This is a genomic window from Halosegnis sp., from assembly GCF_042216475.1.
Taxonomy (GTDB): domain Archaea; phylum Halobacteriota; class Halobacteria; order Halobacteriales; family Haloarculaceae; genus Halosegnis.
On record NZ_JBDGTV010000009.1, the window covers coordinates 106,909 to 128,066 of the forward strand.

At 67.8% G+C, this 21,158-nt stretch carries 31 protein-coding genes; 13 read left to right on the top strand and 18 right to left on the bottom strand.

Features of this window, described 5'->3' with window-relative positions; all coding sequences use genetic code 11:
- The first annotated feature begins 3 nt into the window (after positions 1 to 3).
- Together ABEJ63_RS06215 and ABEJ63_RS06220 are read left to right on the top strand one after the other, a co-directional pair.
- Complete coding sequence (locus ABEJ63_RS06215; RefSeq protein WP_375795491.1) at positions 4 to 411, top strand: UPF0146 family protein; 408 nt, start codon at positions 4 to 6, stop codon at positions 409 to 411.
- The gene (locus ABEJ63_RS06220) at positions 411 to 1,277 is read left to right on the top strand and encodes a TIGR01548 family HAD-type hydrolase (protein ID WP_375795617.1); all 867 of its coding nucleotides are present in this window, start codon (positions 411 to 413) and stop codon (positions 1,275 to 1,277) included. Before ABEJ63_RS06215 ends, ABEJ63_RS06220 begins: the two co-directional genes overlap by 1 nt.
- A 9-nt stretch (positions 1,278 to 1,286) precedes the next feature.
- On the opposite strand, the gene ABEJ63_RS06225 is transcribed toward ABEJ63_RS06220, so the two are convergent.
- On the bottom strand, positions 1,287 to 1,697 hold the full coding sequence (locus ABEJ63_RS06225) for a hypothetical protein (RefSeq protein ID WP_375795492.1): 411 nt from the start codon (positions 1,695 to 1,697) through the stop codon (positions 1,287 to 1,289).
- Between the two features lie 149 nt (positions 1,698 to 1,846).
- Here ABEJ63_RS06225 and ABEJ63_RS06230 point away from each other — a divergent pair, with 149 nt between their 5' ends.
- Genes ABEJ63_RS06230 through ABEJ63_RS06240 form a run of 3 tightly spaced genes read left to right on the top strand, consistent with a single transcriptional unit; the run spans position 1,847 to position 3,704 of the window.
- Positions 1,847 to 2,440, top strand: coding sequence for a hypothetical protein (locus ABEJ63_RS06230; protein WP_375795493.1), 594 nt, complete (start codon positions 1,847 to 1,849; stop codon positions 2,438 to 2,440).
- 48 nt (positions 2,441 to 2,488) lie between these two features.
- Positions 2,489 to 3,154: an NADPH-dependent F420 reductase gene (gene npdG, locus ABEJ63_RS06235; protein ID WP_375795494.1), complete on the top strand. Its 666-nt coding sequence runs from the start codon at positions 2,489 to 2,491 to the stop codon at positions 3,152 to 3,154.
- A gap of 49 nt (positions 3,155 to 3,203) precedes the next feature.
- Complete coding sequence (locus tag ABEJ63_RS06240) at positions 3,204 to 3,704, top strand: HPP family protein (protein ID WP_375795495.1); 501 nt, start codon at positions 3,204 to 3,206, stop codon at positions 3,702 to 3,704.
- On the opposite strand, the gene ABEJ63_RS06245 is transcribed toward ABEJ63_RS06240, so the two are convergent.
- Complete coding sequence (locus tag ABEJ63_RS06245) at positions 3,671 to 4,657, bottom strand: NOG1 family protein (RefSeq protein ID WP_375795496.1); 987 nt, start codon at positions 4,655 to 4,657, stop codon at positions 3,671 to 3,673. The two genes, ABEJ63_RS06240 and ABEJ63_RS06245, sit on opposite strands and share 34 nt — an antisense overlap.
- Before the next feature lie 87 nt (positions 4,658 to 4,744).
- On the opposite strand from ABEJ63_RS06245, the gene ABEJ63_RS06250 reads away from it, so the two are divergent.
- Positions 4,745 to 5,068, top strand: coding sequence for an ASCH domain-containing protein (locus ABEJ63_RS06250; RefSeq protein ID WP_375795497.1), 324 nt, complete (start codon positions 4,745 to 4,747; stop codon positions 5,066 to 5,068).
- On the opposite strand, the gene hisE is transcribed toward ABEJ63_RS06250, so the two are convergent.
- From hisE to ABEJ63_RS06270, 4 genes are read right to left on the bottom strand one after another with little or no spacing between them, the layout of a single operon-like run.
- Positions 5,069 to 5,371: a phosphoribosyl-ATP diphosphatase gene (gene hisE, locus ABEJ63_RS06255; RefSeq protein WP_375795498.1), complete on the bottom strand. Its 303-nt coding sequence runs from the start codon at positions 5,369 to 5,371 to the stop codon at positions 5,069 to 5,071.
- Positions 5,364 to 5,813 (bottom strand): bifunctional nuclease family protein, encoded by a 450-nt coding sequence (locus ABEJ63_RS06260; RefSeq protein ID WP_375795499.1) that lies wholly within the window; start codon positions 5,811 to 5,813, stop codon positions 5,364 to 5,366. The genes hisE and ABEJ63_RS06260 overlap by 8 nt, the downstream gene beginning before the upstream one ends.
- Before the next feature lie 31 nt (positions 5,814 to 5,844).
- Positions 5,845 to 6,468: a pyridoxal 5'-phosphate synthase glutaminase subunit PdxT gene (pdxT, locus tag ABEJ63_RS06265; protein ID WP_375795500.1), complete on the bottom strand. Its 624-nt coding sequence runs from the start codon at positions 6,466 to 6,468 to the stop codon at positions 5,845 to 5,847.
- A gap of 38 nt (positions 6,469 to 6,506) precedes the next feature.
- A complete protein-coding gene (locus ABEJ63_RS06270; RefSeq protein ID WP_375795501.1) occupies positions 6,507 to 6,668 on the bottom strand; it encodes a preprotein translocase subunit Sec61beta in 162 nt (53 codons plus the stop codon).
- A 109-nt stretch (positions 6,669 to 6,777) separates the two neighbouring features.
- Here ABEJ63_RS06270 and ABEJ63_RS06275 point away from each other — a divergent pair, with 109 nt between their 5' ends.
- Together ABEJ63_RS06275 and ABEJ63_RS06280 are read left to right on the top strand one after the other, a co-directional pair.
- Positions 6,778 to 7,044: a thioredoxin family protein gene (locus ABEJ63_RS06275; protein WP_375795502.1), complete on the top strand. Its 267-nt coding sequence runs from the start codon at positions 6,778 to 6,780 to the stop codon at positions 7,042 to 7,044.
- 40 nt (positions 7,045 to 7,084) lie between these two features.
- A complete protein-coding gene (locus ABEJ63_RS06280; RefSeq protein WP_375795503.1) occupies positions 7,085 to 7,441 on the top strand; it encodes a rhodanese-like domain-containing protein in 357 nt (118 codons plus the stop codon).
- A 28-nt stretch (positions 7,442 to 7,469) separates the two neighbouring features.
- On the opposite strand, the gene yciH is transcribed toward ABEJ63_RS06280, so the two are convergent.
- The 5 genes from yciH to ABEJ63_RS06305 form a co-directional block, all read right to left on the bottom strand.
- A complete protein-coding gene (gene yciH / locus ABEJ63_RS06285; protein WP_375795504.1) occupies positions 7,470 to 7,763 on the bottom strand; it encodes a stress response translation initiation inhibitor YciH in 294 nt (97 codons plus the stop codon).
- Between the two features lie 58 nt (positions 7,764 to 7,821).
- Entirely contained in the window at positions 7,822 to 10,047 is a 2,226-nt protein-coding gene (locus ABEJ63_RS06290; protein ID WP_375795505.1) for a DUF3488 and DUF4129 domain-containing transglutaminase family protein, read from the bottom strand.
- Positions 10,044 to 11,030, bottom strand: a complete 987-nt coding sequence (locus ABEJ63_RS06295; protein ID WP_375795506.1) for a DUF58 domain-containing protein — start codon at positions 11,028 to 11,030, stop codon at positions 10,044 to 10,046. Before ABEJ63_RS06295 ends, ABEJ63_RS06290 begins: the two co-directional genes overlap by 4 nt.
- Positions 11,027 to 11,974 carry an AAA family ATPase gene (locus tag ABEJ63_RS06300; RefSeq protein WP_375795507.1) on the bottom strand — a complete coding sequence of 316 codons (948 nt, stop codon included), beginning with the start codon at positions 11,972 to 11,974 and terminating at the stop codon, positions 11,027 to 11,029. Before ABEJ63_RS06300 ends, ABEJ63_RS06295 begins: the two co-directional genes overlap by 4 nt.
- Before the next feature lie 279 nt (positions 11,975 to 12,253).
- Positions 12,254 to 12,505 carry a hypothetical protein gene (locus ABEJ63_RS06305; protein WP_375795508.1) on the bottom strand — a complete coding sequence of 84 codons (252 nt, stop codon included), beginning with the start codon at positions 12,503 to 12,505 and terminating at the stop codon, positions 12,254 to 12,256.
- A gap of 76 nt (positions 12,506 to 12,581) precedes the next feature.
- Between ABEJ63_RS06305 and ABEJ63_RS06310 the strand changes: the two genes are divergently transcribed.
- A complete protein-coding gene (locus ABEJ63_RS06310; RefSeq protein ID WP_375795509.1) occupies positions 12,582 to 12,815 on the top strand; it encodes a hypothetical protein in 234 nt (77 codons plus the stop codon).
- Here the strand turns inward: ABEJ63_RS06310 and ABEJ63_RS06315 are convergent.
- Together ABEJ63_RS06315 and ABEJ63_RS06320 are read right to left on the bottom strand one after the other, a co-directional pair.
- On the bottom strand, positions 12,804 to 13,784 hold the full coding sequence (locus ABEJ63_RS06315) for a 5,10-methylenetetrahydromethanopterin reductase (RefSeq protein ID WP_375795510.1): 981 nt from the start codon (positions 13,782 to 13,784) through the stop codon (positions 12,804 to 12,806). The two genes, ABEJ63_RS06310 and ABEJ63_RS06315, sit on opposite strands and share 12 nt — an antisense overlap.
- A 54-nt stretch (positions 13,785 to 13,838) precedes the next feature.
- A complete protein-coding gene (locus ABEJ63_RS06320) occupies positions 13,839 to 14,585 on the bottom strand; it encodes a coenzyme F420-0:L-glutamate ligase (RefSeq protein ID WP_375795511.1) in 747 nt (248 codons plus the stop codon).
- Positions 14,586 to 14,860: 275 nt separating this feature from the next.
- Between ABEJ63_RS06320 and ABEJ63_RS06325 the strand changes: the two genes are divergently transcribed.
- Positions 14,861 to 16,831, top strand: coding sequence for an aconitate hydratase (locus tag ABEJ63_RS06325; protein ID WP_375795512.1), 1,971 nt, complete (start codon positions 14,861 to 14,863; stop codon positions 16,829 to 16,831).
- A gap of 211 nt (positions 16,832 to 17,042) precedes the next feature.
- Positions 17,043 to 17,513 carry a ribosomal protein S18-alanine N-acetyltransferase gene (gene rimI / locus ABEJ63_RS06330; RefSeq protein ID WP_375795513.1) on the top strand — a complete coding sequence of 157 codons (471 nt, stop codon included), beginning with the start codon at positions 17,043 to 17,045 and terminating at the stop codon, positions 17,511 to 17,513.
- Here rimI and ABEJ63_RS06335 read toward each other — a convergent pair.
- The 4 genes from ABEJ63_RS06335 to ABEJ63_RS06350 all read right to left on the bottom strand — a co-directional run bounded on the left by ABEJ63_RS06335 (position 17,505) and on the right by ABEJ63_RS06350 (position 19,394).
- Positions 17,505 to 18,068 carry an NUDIX hydrolase gene (locus ABEJ63_RS06335; RefSeq protein WP_375795514.1) on the bottom strand — a complete coding sequence of 188 codons (564 nt, stop codon included), beginning with the start codon at positions 18,066 to 18,068 and terminating at the stop codon, positions 17,505 to 17,507. The two genes, rimI and ABEJ63_RS06335, sit on opposite strands and share 9 nt — an antisense overlap.
- Positions 18,065 to 18,469, bottom strand: a complete 405-nt coding sequence (locus tag ABEJ63_RS06340) for a hypothetical protein (protein WP_375795515.1) — start codon at positions 18,467 to 18,469, stop codon at positions 18,065 to 18,067. Before ABEJ63_RS06340 ends, ABEJ63_RS06335 begins: the two co-directional genes overlap by 4 nt.
- Complete coding sequence (locus ABEJ63_RS06345; RefSeq protein ID WP_375795516.1) at positions 18,466 to 18,879, bottom strand: DUF5809 family protein; 414 nt, start codon at positions 18,877 to 18,879, stop codon at positions 18,466 to 18,468. Before ABEJ63_RS06345 ends, ABEJ63_RS06340 begins: the two co-directional genes overlap by 4 nt.
- An 83-nt stretch (positions 18,880 to 18,962) precedes the next feature.
- Entirely contained in the window at positions 18,963 to 19,394 is a 432-nt protein-coding gene (locus ABEJ63_RS06350) for a DUF5810 domain-containing protein (protein ID WP_375795517.1), read from the bottom strand.
- 199 nt (positions 19,395 to 19,593) lie between these two features.
- Here ABEJ63_RS06350 and ABEJ63_RS06355 point away from each other — a divergent pair, with 199 nt between their 5' ends.
- Together ABEJ63_RS06355 and ABEJ63_RS06360 are read left to right on the top strand one after the other, a co-directional pair.
- Complete coding sequence (locus tag ABEJ63_RS06355; protein ID WP_375795518.1) at positions 19,594 to 19,983, top strand: hypothetical protein; 390 nt, start codon at positions 19,594 to 19,596, stop codon at positions 19,981 to 19,983.
- A complete protein-coding gene (locus ABEJ63_RS06360) occupies positions 19,980 to 20,375 on the top strand; it encodes a DUF4382 domain-containing protein (protein ID WP_375795519.1) in 396 nt (131 codons plus the stop codon). Before ABEJ63_RS06355 ends, ABEJ63_RS06360 begins: the two co-directional genes overlap by 4 nt.
- Before the next feature lie 15 nt (positions 20,376 to 20,390).
- Here the strand turns inward: ABEJ63_RS06360 and ABEJ63_RS06365 are convergent, their stop codons facing one another.
- Positions 20,391 to 21,119: a 5-formyltetrahydrofolate cyclo-ligase gene (locus tag ABEJ63_RS06365; protein ID WP_375795520.1), complete on the bottom strand. Its 729-nt coding sequence runs from the start codon at positions 21,117 to 21,119 to the stop codon at positions 20,391 to 20,393.
- Positions 21,120 to 21,158: the final 39 nt, after the last annotated feature.

Genomic DNA, 21,158 nt, shown 5'->3' on the forward strand with positions numbered 1-21,158 from the left:
GCCATGTCTAGCCCGCGGACGCTCGCCGACGCGCTGGCTGCCCGGGCGCCTGCACGTGCCGTTGAGGTCGGCATCGGCGAGCGGCCAGGCGTCGCCGCCACCCTCGCCGAGCGCGGCACGACAGTGACGGCGACGGATATCGTCGATCGGTCGGTGCCCGCGGACGTGACGTTCGTACTGGACGATATCACCGACCCGACGCCGGCCGTCTACCGCGGCGCGGACCTCATCTACGCACTGAACTGCCCACCGGAGCTCCAGCGCCCCCTCACTGCCACCGCCGACCGAGTCGGGGCGGCGTGGGCATTCACCACGCTGGGGGCCGATCCGGCAGTCATCTCGGCGAACCCGCGAACGCTGCCGAAGGGGACGCTCTTTACACGCCCGGCGCGGAACGGCCCAGTAGGATGATACGGGCGGATGCGGTCGTGCTCGACGTCGACGGCGTGCTCGTCGACGTGGCCGACTCCTACCGGCGCGCCATCGTGGAGTCGGTCGAACGGGTGTACGGGGACACCATCGACCGCGAGACAATCCAGTTGTACAAAGACGCCGGCGGCTTCAACAACGACTGGGAACTCACCTACGCGGCCGCACTGTATGTGCTCGCGCGGCGCGTCGGCTTCCCGCTGTCCGTGGAGACGTTCGCCGATAAGGTGGCCGCCTCGGGGGGTGGACTCGGAGCCGCCGAGACGGTGGTGGCCGACCATCTTGACCCGCACGACCGCGAACAGGTGTACGCCGAGTGGGACCGCGAGCAGCTCCGCGCGGCGTTCCAGGCGCTGTATCTCGGGGCAGACCTGTACCGCGACATCGAGGGTGGCGAGCCGCCCTTTGAGACGCGGGGCTACGTCCACGACGAGCCGACGCTGTTGGAGCCGGCAGTCCGCGACGAACTGCGATCGCGGTTCGACGTGGGCGTGCTCACCGGCCGACCGGCAGCGGAGGCAGACATCGCGCTCGAGCGAGTCGGGCTCGACGTGCCCGAACCACACCGGTTCACGATGGACGACTGGCGGGCGGGCAAGCCGGACCCGCACGCACTTGTCCGGCTGGCCGAGCGGTTCGACGCGGACGATGTCGTCTTCGTTGGCGACACACTCGACGACGTGAAGACGGCCGTCAACGCCGCCACCGCCGACCCCGACCGGAGCTACCACGGGGTCGGCGTGCTGACCGGCGGGCTCTCGGGCGAGACAGGTCGCCAGAAGTTCGACCAGGCGGGCGCCCGGGCCGTTCTCGAGTCGGTGAACGACCTGCCAGAGCGGTTAGCGTAGTCGGTCAGCTCAGCCAGGGCGACCGACCACGTCCTCGACGGCGTCGATGACGGCCGGGACGGAGGTGTCGGGCGCAAGCGCGAGATACAGCCCCTGTTTGTCGCTGATGATGCGGAGCAGCGTCAATTCAGCCATGTGAGTGACGATGCCACGGACTGGGCCGGCGTTCGGCAGGAGCGACTCCTCGTACACCTCTCGTTCGAGGATATCCATCTCGAGGTGCGAGAGCACCTGCGCATAGTGGCGCCGCAGATGCTGTTCGTCTTCGTACAGCTCGAGCACCTCGTCGGCAACATACAGAATCTCGTGGTCGTCACTGGTGAACGCGGACACCGAGAGCACGCCCTCGACCTCGCGTGCGGCGGCCGTCGCCGCGTCGCCGTCGAAGTCGACAAGCGTCGACTCCCCCGTGAGTGGCATACCCACACCACGGCCGTACAGGGTGAAAAACACACCGACGCCTGGCGTGCACACTCCGCCCGATTCGCTCCCGGTGGGCGTTGTGTTGCTCCGTGAGAAAGGAGAGTCGCATGTAAGATTTAATACACGCGGGTGTGCAACCGCATGACATGGGCGATGCCGCGCAGCTGGGGGAGCGGCTCGGCGACGCCGGGAACGTCCTGTTTCTGGGCCCGTCGGTGACGCCGGCGGTCGACACCGCCTGCATGGCACACCTGCCAACCGGGGCACGAGCGCACGTCATCGCGGTGAACTTCTCGCCGAATCCGGGGACGTGGCTCGACCGCTACGACGAGCACGCAGGGGAGTCACCGGCCGGGGTAGTGCTCGTGACGACCAGCGACACGAGTATCGACGAGACGGCCTACGACTGGCCGGTCGCTGTCGAAGGCCTGTCGAGTCCGGCCGACCTCACGGGTATCGGGATGGTCGTCAGCAAGTATCTCGAGCGGTGGCAGGGCCGTGAGACGGTCGCTCTGTGTTTCGACTCGCTGACCGCCTTGCTCCAGTATGAGGACGCGAAGGATGTCTACCGATTCCTCCATATCATCTCGACCCGTCTCGCCGGGACTGCGGCCCGCTCGCATTTCCACCTCGACCCGATGACACAAGACGACCAGACGGTGTCGACGCTTCGCTCGTCATTTGATGCTGTCGCGACGTTCGACCCTGACGCAGAGACGTGGGAGGTGGCGCGGCGCTGACCGGCTCAGTCGCGCAACCCTTAGGCCGACCCCGCCCGCAGGAGAGGTATGCGAATCGCGCTACTCGGCGGTACCGGCGACATCGGACAGGGGCTCGCGCTCCGGTGGGCCCGCGACTCCAACCACGACGTGATCATCGGGTCACGGGATCCCGACCGGGCTCGCGAGAAAGCCGAGGAGTACGAGCGGGAACTCGCCTCCGTCGGTCGCGAAGTGAAGGTGACCGGCTTCGCCAACGAGATGGCCGCCGACCGAGCGGACGTGGTCGTGCTCGCGGTACCGGCTTACCACATCTCCGACACCGTCGAGGCCGTCGCCGATCGGCTCGAGGAGACGGTACTCGTCACGCCTGCCGTCGGGATGAGCCGGGATGAGGACGGATTCCACTACAACCCGCCGCCACATGGCTCGGTCGCGGCACTCGCGGCCGAGGCGGCTCCCGAGGGCGTTCCCGTCATCGGCGCGTTCCACAACCTCGCGGCCGGGCGGTTGGCGAACCTCGAGGCGGACATCGACTGGGATACGCCTGTCTTCGGCGACGACGAGGACGCCAAAGAGACGGTCACCGCGCTGGCCGACGAGATAGCGGGGCTGCGGCCGCTTGACGCGGGCGGGCTCGCCAATGCTGGGGAAGTGGAGTCGCTGACGCCGCTGCTCATCAACCTCGCAAGCGAGAACGACGGCCTGCACGATCTGGGCGTGAAGTTCTGGTGACCCGCGACGGGCCGCGGGCGTATGCTCGCCCATCGACGAGGTGAGCCCCGTGACCGAGACGGTGCGTGCCACCGCACGGGTGGTCGCGCTGCTGGCGGTACTGGCAGGGATAGCATGGATTAGCGGCCGGCCGTTCGTGTTTCCGAGTCTCGGCCCGTCGGCGTACGCGCTGGCGGTTCGCCCGGGCGCCGAGACGAACCGACCTCACCGCGTGGTCGGCGGCCACGCCATCGGGTTGGCCGCGGGGCTGGTCGGCTACCACCTGTTCGCCTCGGGGACCATCCTCACCAGTCAGCCGGCCCCGCCGTCGGCCGCGGGGCTCGGACTGGCCGCGAGCGCGGTCGTCGCAGTCGGACTCACAACCGCTGGGATGCTGGCGAGCGATCTGCGACACGCGCCGGCATGTGCGACGACGCTTATTGTCGCGTTAGGACTCCTGACCGGGCCAATCGAGGCCGTCATCGTGGTGGCCGCCGTCGTCGGGCTACTCGCGCTCGACCGGCTGCTCGCGGCCGTTTACTCCCCGTCGAACGGTAGCTCGACGTCGTAGTCGACGGCCTCCACGGCCGCTGTCACGACCGCCTCGACCCCCTCACCCGTCTCGACGCTCATGTGGTGAGCGGCGGTCTCGGTGCGGGCGCGGTCGGCCTTGTTACAGACAGTTAGCACGGGCACGGCTTCGCCGAACAGGTCCTGCACCTCGTCGCGCAGGGCCAGTTGTGAGTCGAGCGGATAGCCGCAGTCGCCGCTCGCGTCGAGGAGGAAGACGACGGCGTCCGCGAGATGGGTCAGCGCCGAGACGGCCTGTGCCTCGATAGCGTTACGCTCGTCGGCCGGGCGGTCGAGCACACCCGGCGTGTCCACGAGTTGGTAGCGGATATGGTCGCGCTCGAGGTGGCCAACGCGAATCTGTGTCGTCGTGAACGGGTAGGTGGCCACCTCATTGGACGCGCGGGTGACGGCGTTCACGAGCGAAGACTTGCCGACGTTCGGATACCCCGCGACGACGATTGCCGGCTCGTCGGCGCGGATATCCGGCAGTGTTCGCAGTTCTTCCCGGGCGTCCGCGATGGCGAGCAAGTCGCCGGCGACCGACTCGGTGACGTCGGCGTAGCGAGCGAACGCCTGCTTGCGGAGTTTCCGGGCGGTGTCGGTGTCGGCAGTGCGGATGCGGCCATGGTATTCCCGCTGTATCTCTTCGATCTGCCGGGAGGCCCACATCACCTCATTGAGATGCTGGCGGAGCGCGTCAACGTCGAGGTCCTCGCGGCGGACGATGGCGTCCGCAAGTTCGCGATAGAAAGGGTCGATCGCGTCGAAGTCCGGCCAGGAGGTGACCACATTGCCGAGGTTGTCCGAGAGGATGTTGCCGGCCGTCTGGAGCATCGACTCCTGGGCCTCGATGCCCTGCTTGGCGCGGCCGGCCCGCGAGGCCCGTGAGAAGGCCTTGTCGATCAGCTCTTCCGACCGGGGGGTCGTCGGAAGCGACTCGAAGACGGTCATTAGACCGGATTGGCCGCCGACGCGTAAAAGCGCGTCCGTCCAGCCCCGTCGCCCGAGCTTTTAGACGCTGGCGCGTCAACACGCAGTATGGCAGAGATAGACGTCGACGCGCTGTTGCCGAACGGCCACGTGAAACAGGCCGTCCAAGACGGCGAGATAACACAGCTGACGCGAGGGGCGGGCACCCAGTACGCCGAGGCCGGTGACACGTTCCAGCTCGAGGGAGACACCTTCGAGGTCGTCGAGGTGGAAGCACGGAAGCTCGGCGATATGACCGACGCCGACGCCGAGCGCGAAGGGTCACCGACGCTCGATGCCTACAAGGCGCGGATGAAGCGCGCCCACGGTGGCAACTTCGAATGGGACGAGGACGCCGACGTGCTCACCTATCGGTTCGAGCGGCGCGAGTGATCACCGTCGCGCTTCCAGTTCCGCGAGCAGGTCCTTGAGGCTCATCTCCTTCATCGCCAACAGCACGAGCAGGTGGTAGACATAGTCGGCCGCCTCCGCGGCCAGCGCCTCGGGGTCGTCATCCTTCGCCGCGAGTATCGTCTCGGTGGCTTCCTCGCCTAGCTTCTCCAACACGTAGTTCTCTCCCTTCTCGTGGGTGAACAGCCGCGTCGTGTAGGAGTCGTCCGGGAGGTTCGCCCGCCGGTCCTCGATGAGCGCAAACAGCTCCGCCAACGCCTCCGGCGACGGCTCTCTGTCAGGCATCTTCGACCACCTCGCGGATATCGTGGAGTTCGTCGAATTCTTCAGGGAGCTGCTTGCCCGCCTCGAACACGTCGGCCGCCACGCCGATGGGGGCGTTCGTTCGGGCGGCGAGCGCGAGCGCATCGGAGGGGCGCGCGTCGACGACCGTGTCCTCGCGGGGCGTCGCGAGATGGAGGTCGGCGATGTAGGTCCCGTCGCGCAGTTCCGTGATCTCGACGCGCTCGACGCGGCCGCCCAGCTCCTCGGTTACGTCAAGCAGGAGGTCGTGGGTGAGCGGTCGGCCGATGTCCGCCGCGTCGAGCCCGCGACGGATGGCCATCGCCTCGTCGAAGCCGACGAAGATGGGCAGCAGGTCCGGCTCGCCTTCGACGCCGACGAGTACCACCGGGACAGTGCCGGTGGGCGTCTGCGCGATCTTCACCCCGTCGATGAACGCGTCCATGCCGAGGGGAAGGTGGCCGGCGGTAAGCCGATTACGGCTGGCGGGACGTGCCGGCCTCGGCGGGCCGGTCGCGGGGCGCGAAGAAGGCGAGCTCGTGAATGCGGGCGTCGTCGGTGAGTTCGGGGTGGAAGGCGGTGGCGAGGACAGGACCGTCACGGACCGCGACGGGTCGACCCTCCCACGTCGCCAGCACCTCGACATCGGGACCCACCTCGTCAACGACGGGGGCGCGGATGAACACAGCCGGGAACGGTTCGTCAAGCCCGACGACGTCCAGTGGCGCCTCGAAGGAGTCGGCCTGCCGGCCGAACGCGTTGCGGTCGACGGTGACGTCGACCAGCCCGAGCGTGTCGACGCGGTCGTCGCCAGCATCCCGGGCCGCGACGATAAGGCCGGCACACGTCGCCAGGATAGGTTTGCCAGCGGCGACGTGAGCGCGGAGCTCCTCGTCGATTCCCTCCTCGGCCAGCAGCGTCGAGATGGTCGTCGACTCGCCGCCGGGGACGAGCAGGACGTCACAGTCGGCTACCAGCCCTGCCTCGCGAATCTCGACGATTGTCGTCTCGTGGCCGTGTCGGGCGGCGGCCCGGTCGATGGCTGCGACGTGTTCCGAGACGTCACCCTGCACGGCGACGACGCCCACCCTCAGTGTCATATATGCTGGTAGGAGACGGACGGCGAAAAGTACCGTGTTCAGGCGACAGCGTTCAACACGAGGACGAGCGCGCCGAAGAGGAGACCGAAGGCGACGACCGTCCGGGGGTCGATGGTCGGTGCGTTGCGGTCCTCGCTGTCGAAGTAGCGGACGAGTCCCGCCGAGGACATCAGCCCGCCGGAGTTTTGGCCACTGCTCATACCCGTAGTGGACGGGTTGCGGTGGTAAGTCTTCCGGGACGGCCGGCGTGCGTGGCCGGCGAGCAGGTGGGAAACACTTTACACCGCGGATAATCTACGGTTCGCCGGTATGAGTGTCAGCCTGAAGGACTTCTACGCCGACTGGTGTGGCCCGTGCAAGACCCAAGACCCCATCCTCGAGGAGATTGAGGAGGATTACCCGGACGTGAGTTTCGAGAAGGTGAACGTCGACGAAGAGCAGGAGGTCGCCAACGAGTACCAGGTCCGGTCGCTGCCGACGCTGGTCATCGAGAACGACGACGGCATCGTCCAGCGATTCGTCGGCGTCACACAGCGTGACGACATCGAGGCGGCGCTGGCCGAGGCCGGCGCGTAGCCACCCCCGGGCTTAACTCCCCGTACCTGCACCGACGCGTATGGACGGCGAAATATCGGTCAGCGAACTGGCAGCCCTCCTCGAGGAGGGCGTAGACGTCGAGATTGTCGACATCCGGTCGCCCGCCGAGTACGAGCGTGGCCACGTGCCGGGGAGCCGGAACATTCCCTTTGCGGAACTGCCGAGCCGGGTCGAGGAACTGAACGGCGCCGACCGCGTGGTGACGATCTGTCCCCACGGGAAGGCCTCCGTTCAGGCGGCCCGGCTCATCGCCTCCTACGAGGGGGCGACCGGCACGGTGGAGTCGCTTGTGGCGGGAATCGAGGGCTGGCAGGAGGCCGACGAGCCGCTGGCGAGCGAGGAGTCGACTAGTCCGGACGCGGACGCGCCGTTCTGACTGCGAAGACAGAAGAAGAGCCGAGACGTCAGGCGACGTTGAAGCCTTTCTCGCGGAGGAACTCCTCCACGCGGCCCGTGTGGTTCCCCTGGAGCTCGATGGAGCCGTCCTCGACGGTCCCCCCGCAAGCGAACTTCGACTTGAGGTCCGAGGAGAGCGAGTCCATGTCCACGTCCTTGGGGTCGAACCCTTCGATGATCGTTACCTCCTTCCCGTATCGGCGCTCGTCGATGCGGATCTCAATCTCCTGGGACTCCTTGGCGACGTCCTCGCAGACGCAGAGTTCCTGGGGCAATCCACACGTCGAGCAGACTTCCGACATTACGCTGAAAGCTACATAGTCGCCGTATTAAACACTGTCGGGAGGGCGTACAGGACGCTCACGACCCCACAAGCTCGTCGGCCAGCGCCACCGCCTCGTCGGCCTCCGCCTCGGTGACACCGCCAGCGTAGGTTGCTCGCTCGTACAGCCGAGCAACCCGGCGGGCTCGCTCGTCACCAACCTGCGAGACGTACGCGCGGACCGTCTCCCCGCGCCGGCGTGGCCGGACCTGCCGTGAGAGGACGTACTCGACCCGTTCGTAGGCGCGCCGCGTGTCGGAGACGGGATCCGAGCGGGGCTGGTAGCGGAGCCACACGGCCCGGTAGAGGCGGTCAGTCAGGCCGGTACGGCGGGCGCCCGCGACGGCCCCCAGCGCGACGATGGCGCCGAGGGCTAACTGTTCGCGGGGCGGCAGCTCCGGCAGGTCGACGCCGCCGCCGCCCGTCGCCGTCCCGCCGCCGTCGGCCGGGACAGGGGTGTTCTCGGAGATTCCGTTCGGTAGGCTCGGCGTCTGCTGGACGGGGCCGCCGCCGGGCGTCGTCCCAGCAGGCGTCGTCTCTCCACCCTCGGGGGTGGGCGTGAACCCACCAGGGCCCGTCTCGTTGGTGTCGACGTTCGTCTCGTTGAGTGCACGCGCCTCCGAGAGGCGATCACGCTCGGCAGCCTGCCGGGCGCCGCCGGGTGTCGGGTCGAACCGGTGCCAGCCGTGGCCGGGGAAGTACACCTCGACCCAGGCGTGGGCGTCGAGGCCGCGAGCGACCCAGCGGCCCTCGCTCACCTGTTCGCCGGGCGTGTAGCCGACCGTGAACCGCGCGGGGATGCCCTGCGTGCGCAGCATGACCGCCATCGTCGTTGCGAAGTAGGTGCAGTAGCCGGCCGACATCTCGAAGAGGAAGGCATCGGCGATGGTGCCCGACGGCTTCTCCACGTCCAGCGAGTAGTCGCGGTTGTTGGAGAGCCACTGCTCGACGACGCGAGCGGTGTCGAACGGGTTCGTCGCGTTGGCTGTGATTCGGGCCGTCCGCTCGCGCACGCGGTCGGGGACGTTCTCCGGGAGCACAGTGTAGCGGTCCCGTATCCTCTCGGGGTAGTCGGTCCCAGCCTGTCGGAGTTGGCGTGGGCCGGCGACAGGTACCCGTGACTCGACGGTGTACGACTCCGCCTCGGTAAACGCACGGACTGGCTGGAGGCTCCCATCCGGAAGGACGTTCACGCCGGTGTCACTTCGATCGACTGTATAAGGACGCCACAGCGCCGGCATATTCCCCATCTTCCCCTCGAGTTGGACCGTCTGGGTAGCCTGGCGGCTCTCGCCGGGAGGTCTCGTCAGCGTGTCACCGTCGTAGGGACGACTCTCACCGGTCCGGACCCAGCCATCACCGGTGAACCGGTCGAACGAGCCGACCCGCCAGTAGCCGCGCACGTCACTCTCGATGGTGAACCGCACCGCTGGCGACAGCGAGATGCTCCCGACGATATCGACCTGTTCGCTGCTGCCAAGCAGGTTCGCCTCCGTCGTCCCGGCGCTCAACCCCGTGTCGAGGCCGCCGAACCCGAGTCCGAGTTCACCAGGCACTAGGTCGACGGTGCTGGTGGTCGCGACGACGGTCCCGAGCCCCAGCAGGACGTCCCGACGGGCGTCGTCGACGGCCCCCGACGCGGCCCAGCTGGGTGCGTCATCGGCGCTCGACGCGGCAGAGTCGGCAGTATCCGCGGTACCGGCGGTATCGCCGAAGCCGGCTGCGGCCGCCACGCCGACGGCGCCGATAAGAGTCGTCGCCGGGGCGGCGTTGCCCGTCAGGACGAGCAGGCCGAGCGTGAGGCCAGCGACGGTCGCACCCGCAAGGTAGTGGCGGCGGACAGCCAGATACCAGGTGAACAGTGTCGGCGCGGGCGTGATGGCGAGCGCCCAGTCGCCGGCGTTGACGATACGCAGGATAGACAGGCCCGACAGCATGGAGATGGCGTCAGCGACGAGTGGGCCAATCGTCTCGTATGGGTCGACGGTCGCTGGCAACGTCGACAAGTAATAGTAGCCGCCGGCGACGAACAGGGCGGCCGTCACAAGCACCGCAATCCGCGGGCGGACGAACCGCGCGAGCAGCGTCCCGGCTACGAGCGAGCCGGCAACCGCGAGCATGAACTGCGGCGGCTCACCAGCCACCGTGACGATGCGGTGGAGCACGCTGAGATACGCGCCCATCGTCACGGCGACGGCACCGGTCGCGAGGAGGCGGCCGGCATCGACCCGGTCGGCATACTGGAATCGAGCAAGCCGACTCACGGCGAGACCACCTCTTGGCGCTCATCGTGAGCGGCCTCACTGTCGTCGTCGGCCCGCAGGTCAGCGAAGGGGAACGACTCGCCGCGGGTAGCCACACGCACCTCGTCGGTTCCTGCGGGCGCGGCCAGGCGGACATCGCCGTCGACGCCCGGCCGGCCGGCGCCCGTCCGGGCCAGCAACTCCAGCGCCTCGTCGCGGGCATCCTCGCCGCGGCCGCGATCAGTCGTCCCGTCGGGGGCAACCACCTCGACCGCGATGCCGGCCTCGAGGAGGTAGACGACGACGCTGGCGGCGGCCGACGCCATCGCGTCCGCGCGGCCCTCAGCCGCCTCGGCGACGACAGTCACTGCGCCCTGATCGGGGGTGGCGTACTGCGTGACGACCAGCTCGCCTGGTTCACGTTTGGCCGAGGACTTCCAGTGGACATCACGGAGCGGGTCGCCCGGCGTGTACTCGCGCAGCGACTCGAAGGCATCACGGTCGGGCGAGCCGGCGCGGTCGACCAGCCCACGGAACGCCCGGTTGGGGACGAGTGGCTCGACAGGCGGGTAGACGAGCAACTCCGTCCGGCCGCCGGCAGTCGTCTCGGTCGCAAGCAGGCCGAACGCATCTGTCTCCCGGACGGTTGCCGGGCCAAGCCGCCGAGCGCCTCGCTCGCGGAGTTCGACGGAGTAGCCGCCTGGCTGAATCGGACCGACACGGGCGAGTCCCTCACCGACCTCGTCGGTCACCTGCGCGCGGCCAGCGGCGTCGACCCGGAGTTCGATCTCGCGTGTCTCGCCGGGGAAGCCAGGGACAGGGCGACGGCGGGTAACCGTCGGCTCACGGCGCCGGCGGAGCGTCAGCCAGGCGAAGCCAACAGCAACCAGTGCCGGCCCGGCGACGGCGTTGAGCGATCGGGGCCCAGAGTGGGCGGCAAAGCCGACCGCAATCAGCGCGACGGCGAGCGTAGCGTAGCCGCGACGGGTGAGCCGCACGGTCACTCGATGGGGACCGCAGACAGCGCCGAGCGAACCAGTTCGCGGGCCGACCCCTCGCCCCGGCCGACCCGGATTCGGTGTGTCAACACCGGCTCCGCCTCTGTCTGGACATCGTCGGGGACGACGTAGTCGCGGTCGTCCAGCACGGCTCGCCCCTGTGCGGCTCGCAGCAGCGAGACAGAGCCGCGCGGTGAGACACCCAACTGAGCGTTTTCGCGGGTGTAACGGGCCAGCCGGGTCACGTACGACCGGACCGGTTCGCCGACAGTCACGTTCGCCGTCGTCCGGCGAGCAGCGACGAGATCGTCGGTCGTCGCAACTGGCTCTAACGTATCGATGGGATGGTCGCCGACGACGCGGCCGAGCACCTCCTGCTCTTCTGTCTCGTCGGGGTACCCCAGTGAGAGCTTCATTGCGAAGCGGTCGAGTTCGGCTGCCGGCAACTCGTAGGTACGGTCTCGTTCGACGCTGTTCTGTGTCGCGACGACAAAAAACGGGTCCGGCAGCCGGCGTGTCTCGCCGTCGACGGTAACCGTCTCTTCCTCCATCGCCTCCAGCAGGGCGGTCTGTGTCTTCGGCGGCGCGCGGTTGATCTCGTCGCCGAGCACGACGTTCGCGAACACCGGCCCCTCGCGAAACTCGAAGGTCCCCGTCTTCTGGTTGTAGACGTTGACGCCGGTGATGTCTGCCGGCAGTAGGTCAGGAGTGAACTGGACGCGATTGAACGCACACTCAAAGGAGGTGGCGACAGCCCGCGCGAGCATCGTCTTGCCGACGCCAGGGACGTCCTCGAGGAGGACGTGACCGCGGCCAAGCAGCGCGACGACGAGGTGTTCGACGGTCGTCTCCTTCCCCACGATGACCTCGCCGACGTTCTCCACGACGGCACGTGCGGTCGCGCCTGCGTCCGAGACATCCTCGACGACGGCCTCTTCGGCGTCGCTCATCGCTCCTCCGGGTGTGTGGTCGGTCGTGCGGGTCGTGTACCCGCGGCCCGGGTTTGCGTGGTCGCCTCTGACAAGAGACGTGTCATTACACCCCATGATGGCCCGGGACGACGTAAGGTTGACTCTCGCGGATGTGGGGCGCGCAATCGAGCGAGACGCGGTCGGAGAGTGCCGCCAAGAGCCGCTGGCCAGCGTCGCACCAGTGTCAGCCGGGCGACCGAATCGCAAGCGTGACCGGCACCGCGAGTGAGCGTCATGATTCCCAGAAAAGCCGAGACGTTACCATGATTTGCACGTCCCGCACACGAGTTCGCCGTCCTGCCGCCAGCGTCGCTGGACCATCTCGCCACAGGCCGCACAGGTAGCACCCGCAGGGTCGAACCGAACGGTCGGCTGGGCTGGAGCGTCCGCATCCTCGTCATCGGGGGCGTCGCTCGTCGCCTCCGCGTCGGCCCCCCCGTTCTCCGGGGTCTCGTCGACTGGCTCCTCGTCGACTCCGTCGAGGAACTCGTCGAGCGAGCGGTCCCGCATATCCGGGAGTGACTGTGCCAGGAAAAGAGCGTGACGAACCCGGAAGTGGCAAGTAGCGCGCGCCGAAGTCTCGCGCATGGCAGGCGAGAGCAGCGGACTCCTGGAGAGCATTATCGACCTTCCGGTTCGGTTCGCCGAGATAGCCGCCCAAAGCCCAGAGCAGGCAATCCTCCTGCTCGTGGGCGCGCTCATCACCGCGGGCGCGTCGGTCGTCTTCGGTGTGCTGTCGTTCGGTGGGCTCGCCAGCGTCCTCGCACAGGTGCTCCCGAGCGGGGAGCCACCCGAGGAGTACCGCGAGTCAGGGCGCTGACAGCGCCTCGCCCGCGAGGTCGATTGCGGTCTCAAGGTCAGGGCCAAGCGGCGACCCCGCGACGATGGCGTCAGCGTGCTCGAGCAGTGCTTCAGTCCGTTCGCGTACCTCGGCGGGGGTGCCGGCGGCACAGAACGCCTCGATCATCATAGGCGTGACCAGCCCGAACGCCTCCTCGAACTCACCAGCGGAGATTGCTTGACCGATGCGGTCGGCCCGGTCTGTATCGATGCCGTGTCGTTTTAGCACCGGCGGGGCCGCCCCAGAGGCGATATACGCGACAGGGGGCCGGGCAGCCTCGCGGGCGGCCTCGGCATCCTCGGCCACCGAGACGGACGCATATGCTGCGAGCGTGAACGACCCGCGGTCGGCCGGTCGGTCTGTTTTCCCCTCCTCGACCCGGTCGCGGGCCCATGCGAGGTCGTCCGGGTGTGAGCCGTTGAACAGCAGACCGTCAGCGTGCTTGCCAGCCATCCGGCACATGTGTGGTCCCTCGCCACCGACGTGAACGGGGATAGAATCGCCCTGTGGCGGCTGGAAGTTGAGGCCCGCGTCGTCCGTAACGTGGACGCCGTCGCGAGAGACCCGTTCGCCGCGCCAGAGTCGCTGGGCGTCCTTGAACGCCTGCAGCACAGCGGAGAGCCCCCGCTCGCGGTCGACACCGAGGTTGCGGAGCGTCGAGGGGTCGCCCGGGCCGATGCCGAACACGGCCCGGCCGTCGGAGGTCTCGTCAAGCGTCGCTACCTTCGCCGCGAGCGCGGCGGGGTGGGTGTCGTACGGGTTGGCGACGCCGGGACCGACGCGGGCTGCCTCCGTCCGCCGGGCCACCCGGTCGAGTGCGACAAACGGGTCACGGTTGTTGTAGTGCGACGAGCAGAACACGGTGTCGAAGCCCGCGCGCTCGGCGCGCTCGCCCAGCGCACCGACCCGGTCAACCGGGTGTTCGGGCGTGAGTTCGATTCCGAGCATCCCTACCGGATAAGATGCCTCCCAACCCCTCGGCCTGTCGGTAACGGCAACAGGTCAGAAACTCCAGTCGCGCAGCGCCGCCCGGACGATATCGTCTTCGTCGGCTCGAAACAGGTTGTTGGAGCCGTCGTGGTCGCCGAACGACCAGTCGCGGACGACGACAGCCGGCGTCCCGTCGTCGCCCTCGCCGGCGACGAGGTTGGCTGCGCCCGCGAGTTCGTCCACGACTGACTGGACCGTCACCCCGAGTTCGCGGCCATCCCGGTCGCGCTCGCCTCGCCAGTCGCGGGAGGCGGGCAGTCCCGCCCAGCCGACGGCGACGCCCCGCTGGCCGTAGCGGAACGGCCGGCCTGATGTATCTGTGACGACCACCGGTACGTCGAGCCGCTCAGAGAGCCGCTGGGCCGACGCGGAGGGGTCCTCCGGGAGCAACAGCAGGTCGCCGTCAGGCACGTTCGAGCGGTCGATACCGGCGTTGACCGTGATGTGGCCGAACCGGGTGACTGCGAGCAGGAACGGCGCCTCCGTCAGCAGCTCTTCGCTCTCCTCGAGCACCGCCTGCGCGAACCGAGGGTCCTTCTCATCGCCCGTCACCGCTTCGAGGTGGTCGGCGATAGCGCGGGCCCGCTCGCCGGCTGGGAAGTCGGCGTACTCGTAGACGCGCCCCTCCGCCTTCGAGACGACCGTCGAGGCGACACATAGCACGTCCCCGTCCGCCAGCTCGGTGCGGTCGGCCACGAGGCCGGCGAGGTCGTCGCCGGGCTGCACCTCCGGAAGCCCGGGGACAGCGAACAGCTCCATACTCACAGGCGCCGCCGAACGGGCAAAAGCCGCCCGGTCGGTCACCCCATGACGTATCCGTTCCATGACGTGACGGACGGCATCAACATCCGTGTGAACACGTGACGCGGTCGTGTCGCAAACGTCGATGTGGGGTACGCTGGGGCGAGTTCTCGCCGGCCGGATGAAAGACCGTTCTATACGCGAACCGACACGGGTCGAGACCGGCCGTCTCGGGCGCAATATCGGGCCGACACGCCGGATTTATATCCGATGGCAGCCGACGTGCCAACGTTATGGGACAGACGCTCACGGAGAAAATCCTCGAAGACCATCTCGTCGAGGGGGAACTCGAGACGGGCGAGGAGATCGGTATCGAAATCGACCAGGTGCTCACACAGGACACCACGGGAACGTTCGTCTGGCTGCAGTTCGAGGCACTCGGGCTGGACGAGGTCCAGACGGAGGTGGCCGCCCAGTACTGTGACCACCAGACGTACCAGTTCGACTTCAAGAACACCGACGACCATCGCTTCCTGCGGTCTGCGGCCGGCACGTTCGGCGCGCATTTCTCGCGGCCCGGCAACGGTATCTGTCACAACGTCCACAAGGAGAACTTCGCGGCGCCGGGCAAGACGATGCTCGGCTCCGACTCACACACGCCAACGCCAGGCGGCCTGGGCGAACTCGCAATCGGCTCGGGAGGGCTCGACGTCGCCGTCGCCATGGGCGGTGGCCCGTACTACATCGAGATGCCGGAGGTCGTAAACGTCCGGCTGGAGGGTGAGCTGCCGGAGTGGTCGACCGCGAAGGACGTCATCCTCGAGATGCTGCGCCGGCTGAGCGTGAAGGGCGGCGTCGGCAAGATCTTCGAGTACACGGGACCGGGCGTCGAGACGCTCACCGTCCCCGAGCGGACCACCATCACCAACATGGGGACGGAGCTGGGCGCGACCACCTCCATCTTCCCGACGGACGAGTACACGCGCGACTACCTCGCCCGGCAGGGCCGCGAAGACGAGTTCGTCGATATCGGCCCGGACGAGGACGCCGAATACGACGACGAGATCGTGGTCAACCTTTCGGAGATCGAGCCGCTCGTCGCTACGCCGTCGATGCCCGACAACGTGGTGCCGGTCCGGGAGGTCGAGGGGCAGGAGGTCGAACAGGTCATCATCGGCTCCTGCACGAACGGCGGCTACGAGGACATCCTCCCGACCGCCAAGATGCTAGAGGGCCGTGAGATCAACAAGAAGACGGAGATGATTGTCGCCCCAGGCTCGAAGCAGGCCTCCGAAATCCTCGCCCGCGAGGGGTGGACGGCCGAGCTGATGGCCGCTGGCGTCAACTTCTCCGAGGCGACCTGTGGTGCATGTATCGGCATCGGCCACGTTCCCGCCTCCGACTCCGTGTCGGTGCGGACGTTTAACCGCAACTTCGAGGGCCGCTCGGGTATCGAGGACGACTCCGTCTTCCTCGCCTCGCCAGAGGTGGCCGCCGCAGCCGCTCTGAAGGGCGAACTCGTCGACCCGCGTGATCTTGCCGACGAGTTCGGAATGGATGCACCGGGGATGGAACTGCCCGACCAGTACGACGGCTCGAAGGCCGATCTCATCGCGCCCGATGAGGCCGTCGACGACGGGCTCATCAAGGGACCGAACATCGGCGACGTGCCGCTGAAGGAGCCGCTCGACGCGCACCTCGAGGGGCCGGCGCTGCTGAAGATGGAGGATAACATCACGACCGACCACATCATCCCGGCCACCCAGGACATCCTGATGTACCGGTCGAACATTCCGAAGCTGTCGGAGTTCACCCTCAGCCGGGTGGACGACACGTTCGCCGAGCGGGCCCTCGAGAGCGACGGCGGCTTCCTCGTTGCCGGCGAGAACTACGGCCAGGGTTCCTCGCGTGAACACGCCGCGCTGTGTCCGATGTATCTCGGCATCGAGGGTGTCCTCGCGCAGTCGTTTGCCCGCATCCACAAGGCGAACCTGTTCAACTTCGGGCTGATTCCGCTCACCATCGACGCCGACGACTACGAGCGCATCAACCAAGGCGACGACATCGAGATCGTCGACGACGTCGCCGCGGCCGTTGACGCCGGACAGGAGGAGTTCACCGTCCGCGTCAACGACGAGTGGGAACTGACCGCCGAACTTGATGCCTCCGAGCGCGAGCGGCGTATCCTCTCGGCCGGCGGGAAGCTGCCGCTGACGAAACAGCAGTACGATCAGGAGGGCGGCGCCGCGCCAGCGGACGACTGACCGGCGACACACTTCTTTCAGGCTTTATTCGCGAAAACGGAGAGACAGTGGCCACGCTGGGGGGAGCGGGACCACTGCGGGCGGAGGATCCGCCCGCGAGGGGGATGGGGTGGGGGATGCACCCATCGCGGGTGCACTATAGGGTACGACCGTCTCGGATATGAAAGTTGGTGGCCGGCACGGCTTAGTGTGGCGAGCCAAATGTCCGGGCGTGACCACGCCGGCACCGGACGACGAGACGACGACGGTGCGTCCGGCGACGCGGGCGGACCTGCTTACCGTCTACCGCATCGAGAAGGCGTCGTTTCCCCAGCCGTGGCCGTTCGCGGCCTTCGAGGGCTTCCTCGGGGAGCCCGGCTTTCTCATCGCAGCGCGGGGCGGCGAAGTGGTCGGCTATGTCGTCGCGGACACGGTGCCAAACGCCGGCCGCGCGCTCGGGCACGTGAAAGACATCGCGGTCCATCCGGATCACCGGGGCCGGGGGGTCGGCGCACAGCTGCTCGGGCGGGCACTCCGCGTGATGCGTGGCGAGCGGGCCAGCCGCGTGAAGCTCGAAGTGCGTGAATCGAACGACGCGGCGATACGGCTCTACCGCCGGTTCGGCTTCGAGTTCCGCCGGACCCTTCCCCGCTACTACGACGATGGCGAGGACGCGTACGTCATGATTCGAGAGTTACAGTAGTCCGTCGGCCTGCGCGAGCAGCAGTCCCTCGATAGTGGCGTCGTTCGCCGGCGGTTCGCGGGCCCGCGCGAGTGCCTCGTCGACAGGGACGGTCGTCACCTCGAGGAACTCGTTGCCGTCCAGTGTCCGGTCGACCGGCTCCAGTCCTTCGGCGAAGACGATACCGCGGCGGTGCCGGAGCACGCCCGTCGCACACCAGAATTCCTCGACGAGTGCCGTCCCGGCGGGGTCGAAGCCGGCCTCCTCGCGGAGTTCGCGCGCGCCGGCAGTAGTATAGCTCTCACCGTCTTCGACGATGCCAGCGACCAGCTCCAGACAGTGTTCGCGGATGGCCGGGCGGTACTGCTCGACCATCACCAGCTCGTCGCCCGCAACGGCGACGACAACGACAGCCGGCGGCAGCTCTGCCCAGTAATAGTTCTTTTCCGAGCCGTCCGGCTGGCGGACGCGGTCGTACCCGCCGGTGTACCAGCCGGTCTCGTACTCGGCGCGTCGCTCAAGGACGGGCCAGTCGTGGTCAATGCCGCTCGGTCGTGAGGTGTCGTCGTCAGTCATGACTCTGAGTCGGCTGCCTGAGTGACGGTCAGCCGGTAGGTGGTGTTTTCGAGGCGGACGTACGTCGCCGTGGGCGTCACCGCCTCGGGATACTGCTCCGCGTAGGCGCCCATCTCATCGAACGGGGCGTGGGTAAACGCACCCTTTAGGCCAAGCGGGCCGCGGTAGTAGGCTGCTGACCGACCCTCGGGGCTCGCAATAGCCGCAAACGTGTATGGGAACCGCCGCTCGGAGAGCGTCGACCCGTTCACCGGCGTCACGTCCGCCGGCGGATCGGCGGGCGTCGCCGTCAGATAATAAGGGTCGCCGCTGGCCAGCAGCGACGGCACCGCACCCAACGCGAGGAGTAGCGCCGCGACGACCAGCAGGCCCACGAGGAAGTTGCGCGTGATCGGCCTCATAGCAGGTCGCGGTACGCCTTGCCGAAGGCCTGTCGGCGGAGTGTCCCAATGGCCGCATCCTCCGCCTCGTGGAACGTGGCGGCCACAAGCAAGTCCGCTGCCGGGGCCGTGTGCCAGACGACCCGGTCGACATCATCGCCTCCCTCGATATCGACGGTCAGGTCCGTCTGCTCGCGGGCGGTCTCGAACTCTGCGCGCGTTCCGATATGGACCTCCAGCAGCGACGCGAACAGCGCGTCAAGCGCCGTCTCAACCACGTCCGCCGTCACCCGCTCGTCGTACTCCGCGCGGTCGAACGACATCGCCTTTGCCGTCTCGCGGACGACGGTCTTGGCGGCGGGCGCGAGCGCGTCGTACTCTGCGCGCGCCTCTTCGGCCGTGCTGGGCGCGAGCAGCCCCTCGACGTGCATGCGTCCCGGTACGGTGGGCCCGTAGGTAGGCGTATCGTTATACAGAGCACGGAGAATACCCGCACTTCAGTCGGAGGTGGATGTCAATCGTCGCTCTGGTCGTCGTCCTCGTCGGCGAGCATCTCGCGGGTCAACTCGCGGGCCTCCGCCAGCACCGCCTCCGTGTCCTCGTCGGGCGTGATGTCGGCCTGCGGTGGAATCGAGTTGCCGGCCCCGCCGGGATGTGCGCCGCCGGCGAGGTGGTCGTGGCCGGCGTGGCCCTCCGCGTCGAACAGGCTCGCCTCCCCCGACCGGTTGACGGTGTCTTCGAACACCTGCGGGTAGTCACGTTGGTCGGCGTGCTCGGCGACGCGGTCGGCCAATTCCGCCTCTCCCTCGTCGGCCCACCCGGGGGCGTGGTCATCGAGCCACGCCTCGTGGTCTTCGTGACCGAGGATGGCGCTGAACGCGAGGTGGTTCGCGAGGTGGCGGGCGTCGGCCTGCGGGTCGTCACAGACGGGACAGGCGTATCCCATAGACAAGTTGTGGCCTCCGCGGGGAAAAGCATCGCGGGGACGATGCGCGGAGGCGTCGCGTCGAGGACGACAGCGAGACGCCAGTACCCGGCGGCCAGCAGGCATATCAGCGACAGCAGCGAACTCAGAGGATGAGTCAGACGCAGCGACGGCAGACGCACATGATGTTGTTTGGGGCGCGGATCGCAGGTGAGGGTAGATGAGACGGCGGCGATTCATCGCGGCCGCGGCTGGACTTGGAACGGTCGCCCTCGCAGGGTGTTTCGGGAACACCGGCGGCGGAGACGGCGGGACCAGCGGTGACGGCGACGGGAGTGGCGGAACTGGTAGCTTCCGACTCCTCATCAGCGACCAGCCGGCCACAATCGAGGACTTCGAGTCGCTCGACGTGACGCTCTCGTCTGCCCGTGTCTTCCGGGCTGACGAGGAGGAGACACTCACCCCGGCCATGGTGAACGAGACGGCCGACGCAGAGGAGACGACAACGGTCACAGAGGCGACCGGACGGAGGAGACGGAAGCAGAGGCGACAGAAGAGGAAGACGACAGCGAGTCCGAGGGGTTCGTCGAGTTCGACCTCGGCGGTGTGACCGCCGACCTCACCGAAATCACCGGCGAGCGGGCCGTCTCCGTGCTGGAGGGCGAACTCGAGGAGGGCCGCTACTCGGGTATTGAACTCCGGGTCGCGAGCGCCGAGGGCGTCGTCGACGGCGAGACTGTCGACGTGAAGATGCCGAGCAACTGGCTCCGTATCATCAAGCCTTTTGAAATTGCCGTAGACGAGGAGGTGAGCTTTGTCTTCGACATCCGGGTAATCAAGAAGGGCCCACGCGGCGGCTACAACCTCTTGTCCGTCATCGGCAAGAGCGGCGTCGCGGGCGAGGACGTCGACGTCGAGGAGGTTGACGACGAAGCTGACGGCGAGGAAACGGAAACGACGGAACCGACCGAGACCGCCGAACCGACCGAGACGGCGGGCTGACCCCCGTCGACGCTGTTAGCCGTCGAGCAGTCGGTCGAGGACGGGAATTGCGGCGCGCTTCTCGGCATCGAGTGCATCGGGGTCGACGCCGGCTGGCTTTCCGGTCGCGCCGGTCTCGACGGTTCGCTCGGGTGTCACGAGCAGATCCAGTGGCACGTCGTGTGCGTCGGCGGTGACGAACTGGTCGGGGACGACCTGCATCGGGTGGACCGTCGTAGCGACGGTGGTGTCGTCGTCAACGCAGCCGACCTCGCGTAGCAGGGCGAACTCGAGGTCGGCGTACCCCTCTCCTTTGCCGACTCGCGCCCCCGGCTCGGTGACCGCGACGCTGCCAGACAGAATCAGATCGATGTCGGGCATTGCCCCGAGGTCGACGGGGACGCCATGTTCGTCGCTGCCGCTCACGGTCGCTGCGTCGTCGGTGTCGACGCCCGCGGCGGCAAGTCGGTCAGGGTCGAGCCGCCGGAACGGCCGTTCGTCGCGCAGCCGCGGTGCGGCCACATAGACAGTCTTGCCCGCGCGGAGCGCCCGCCTGCGGGCCGGTAGCTGTGGTGCGTCCGGGTTCGCCTTGAGCGTGTCTGCACGCCGCCACTCCGGGTGGGCTGCCAGCTGGTCGGCCGCGTCGGCAGCGCCGGCGAAGTTAGGGATACGACCGTGTGGCGGGAACGGAAAGCGGGCGACACCGGCCGTCTCGAGAGCGTCCCAGACCCGCTCGCGGAGCCGCTGTTTGTCCACGGGGACCATGCGGGCGAGCGTCCCAAGAGCGTTATCCGTCTCGGCAGG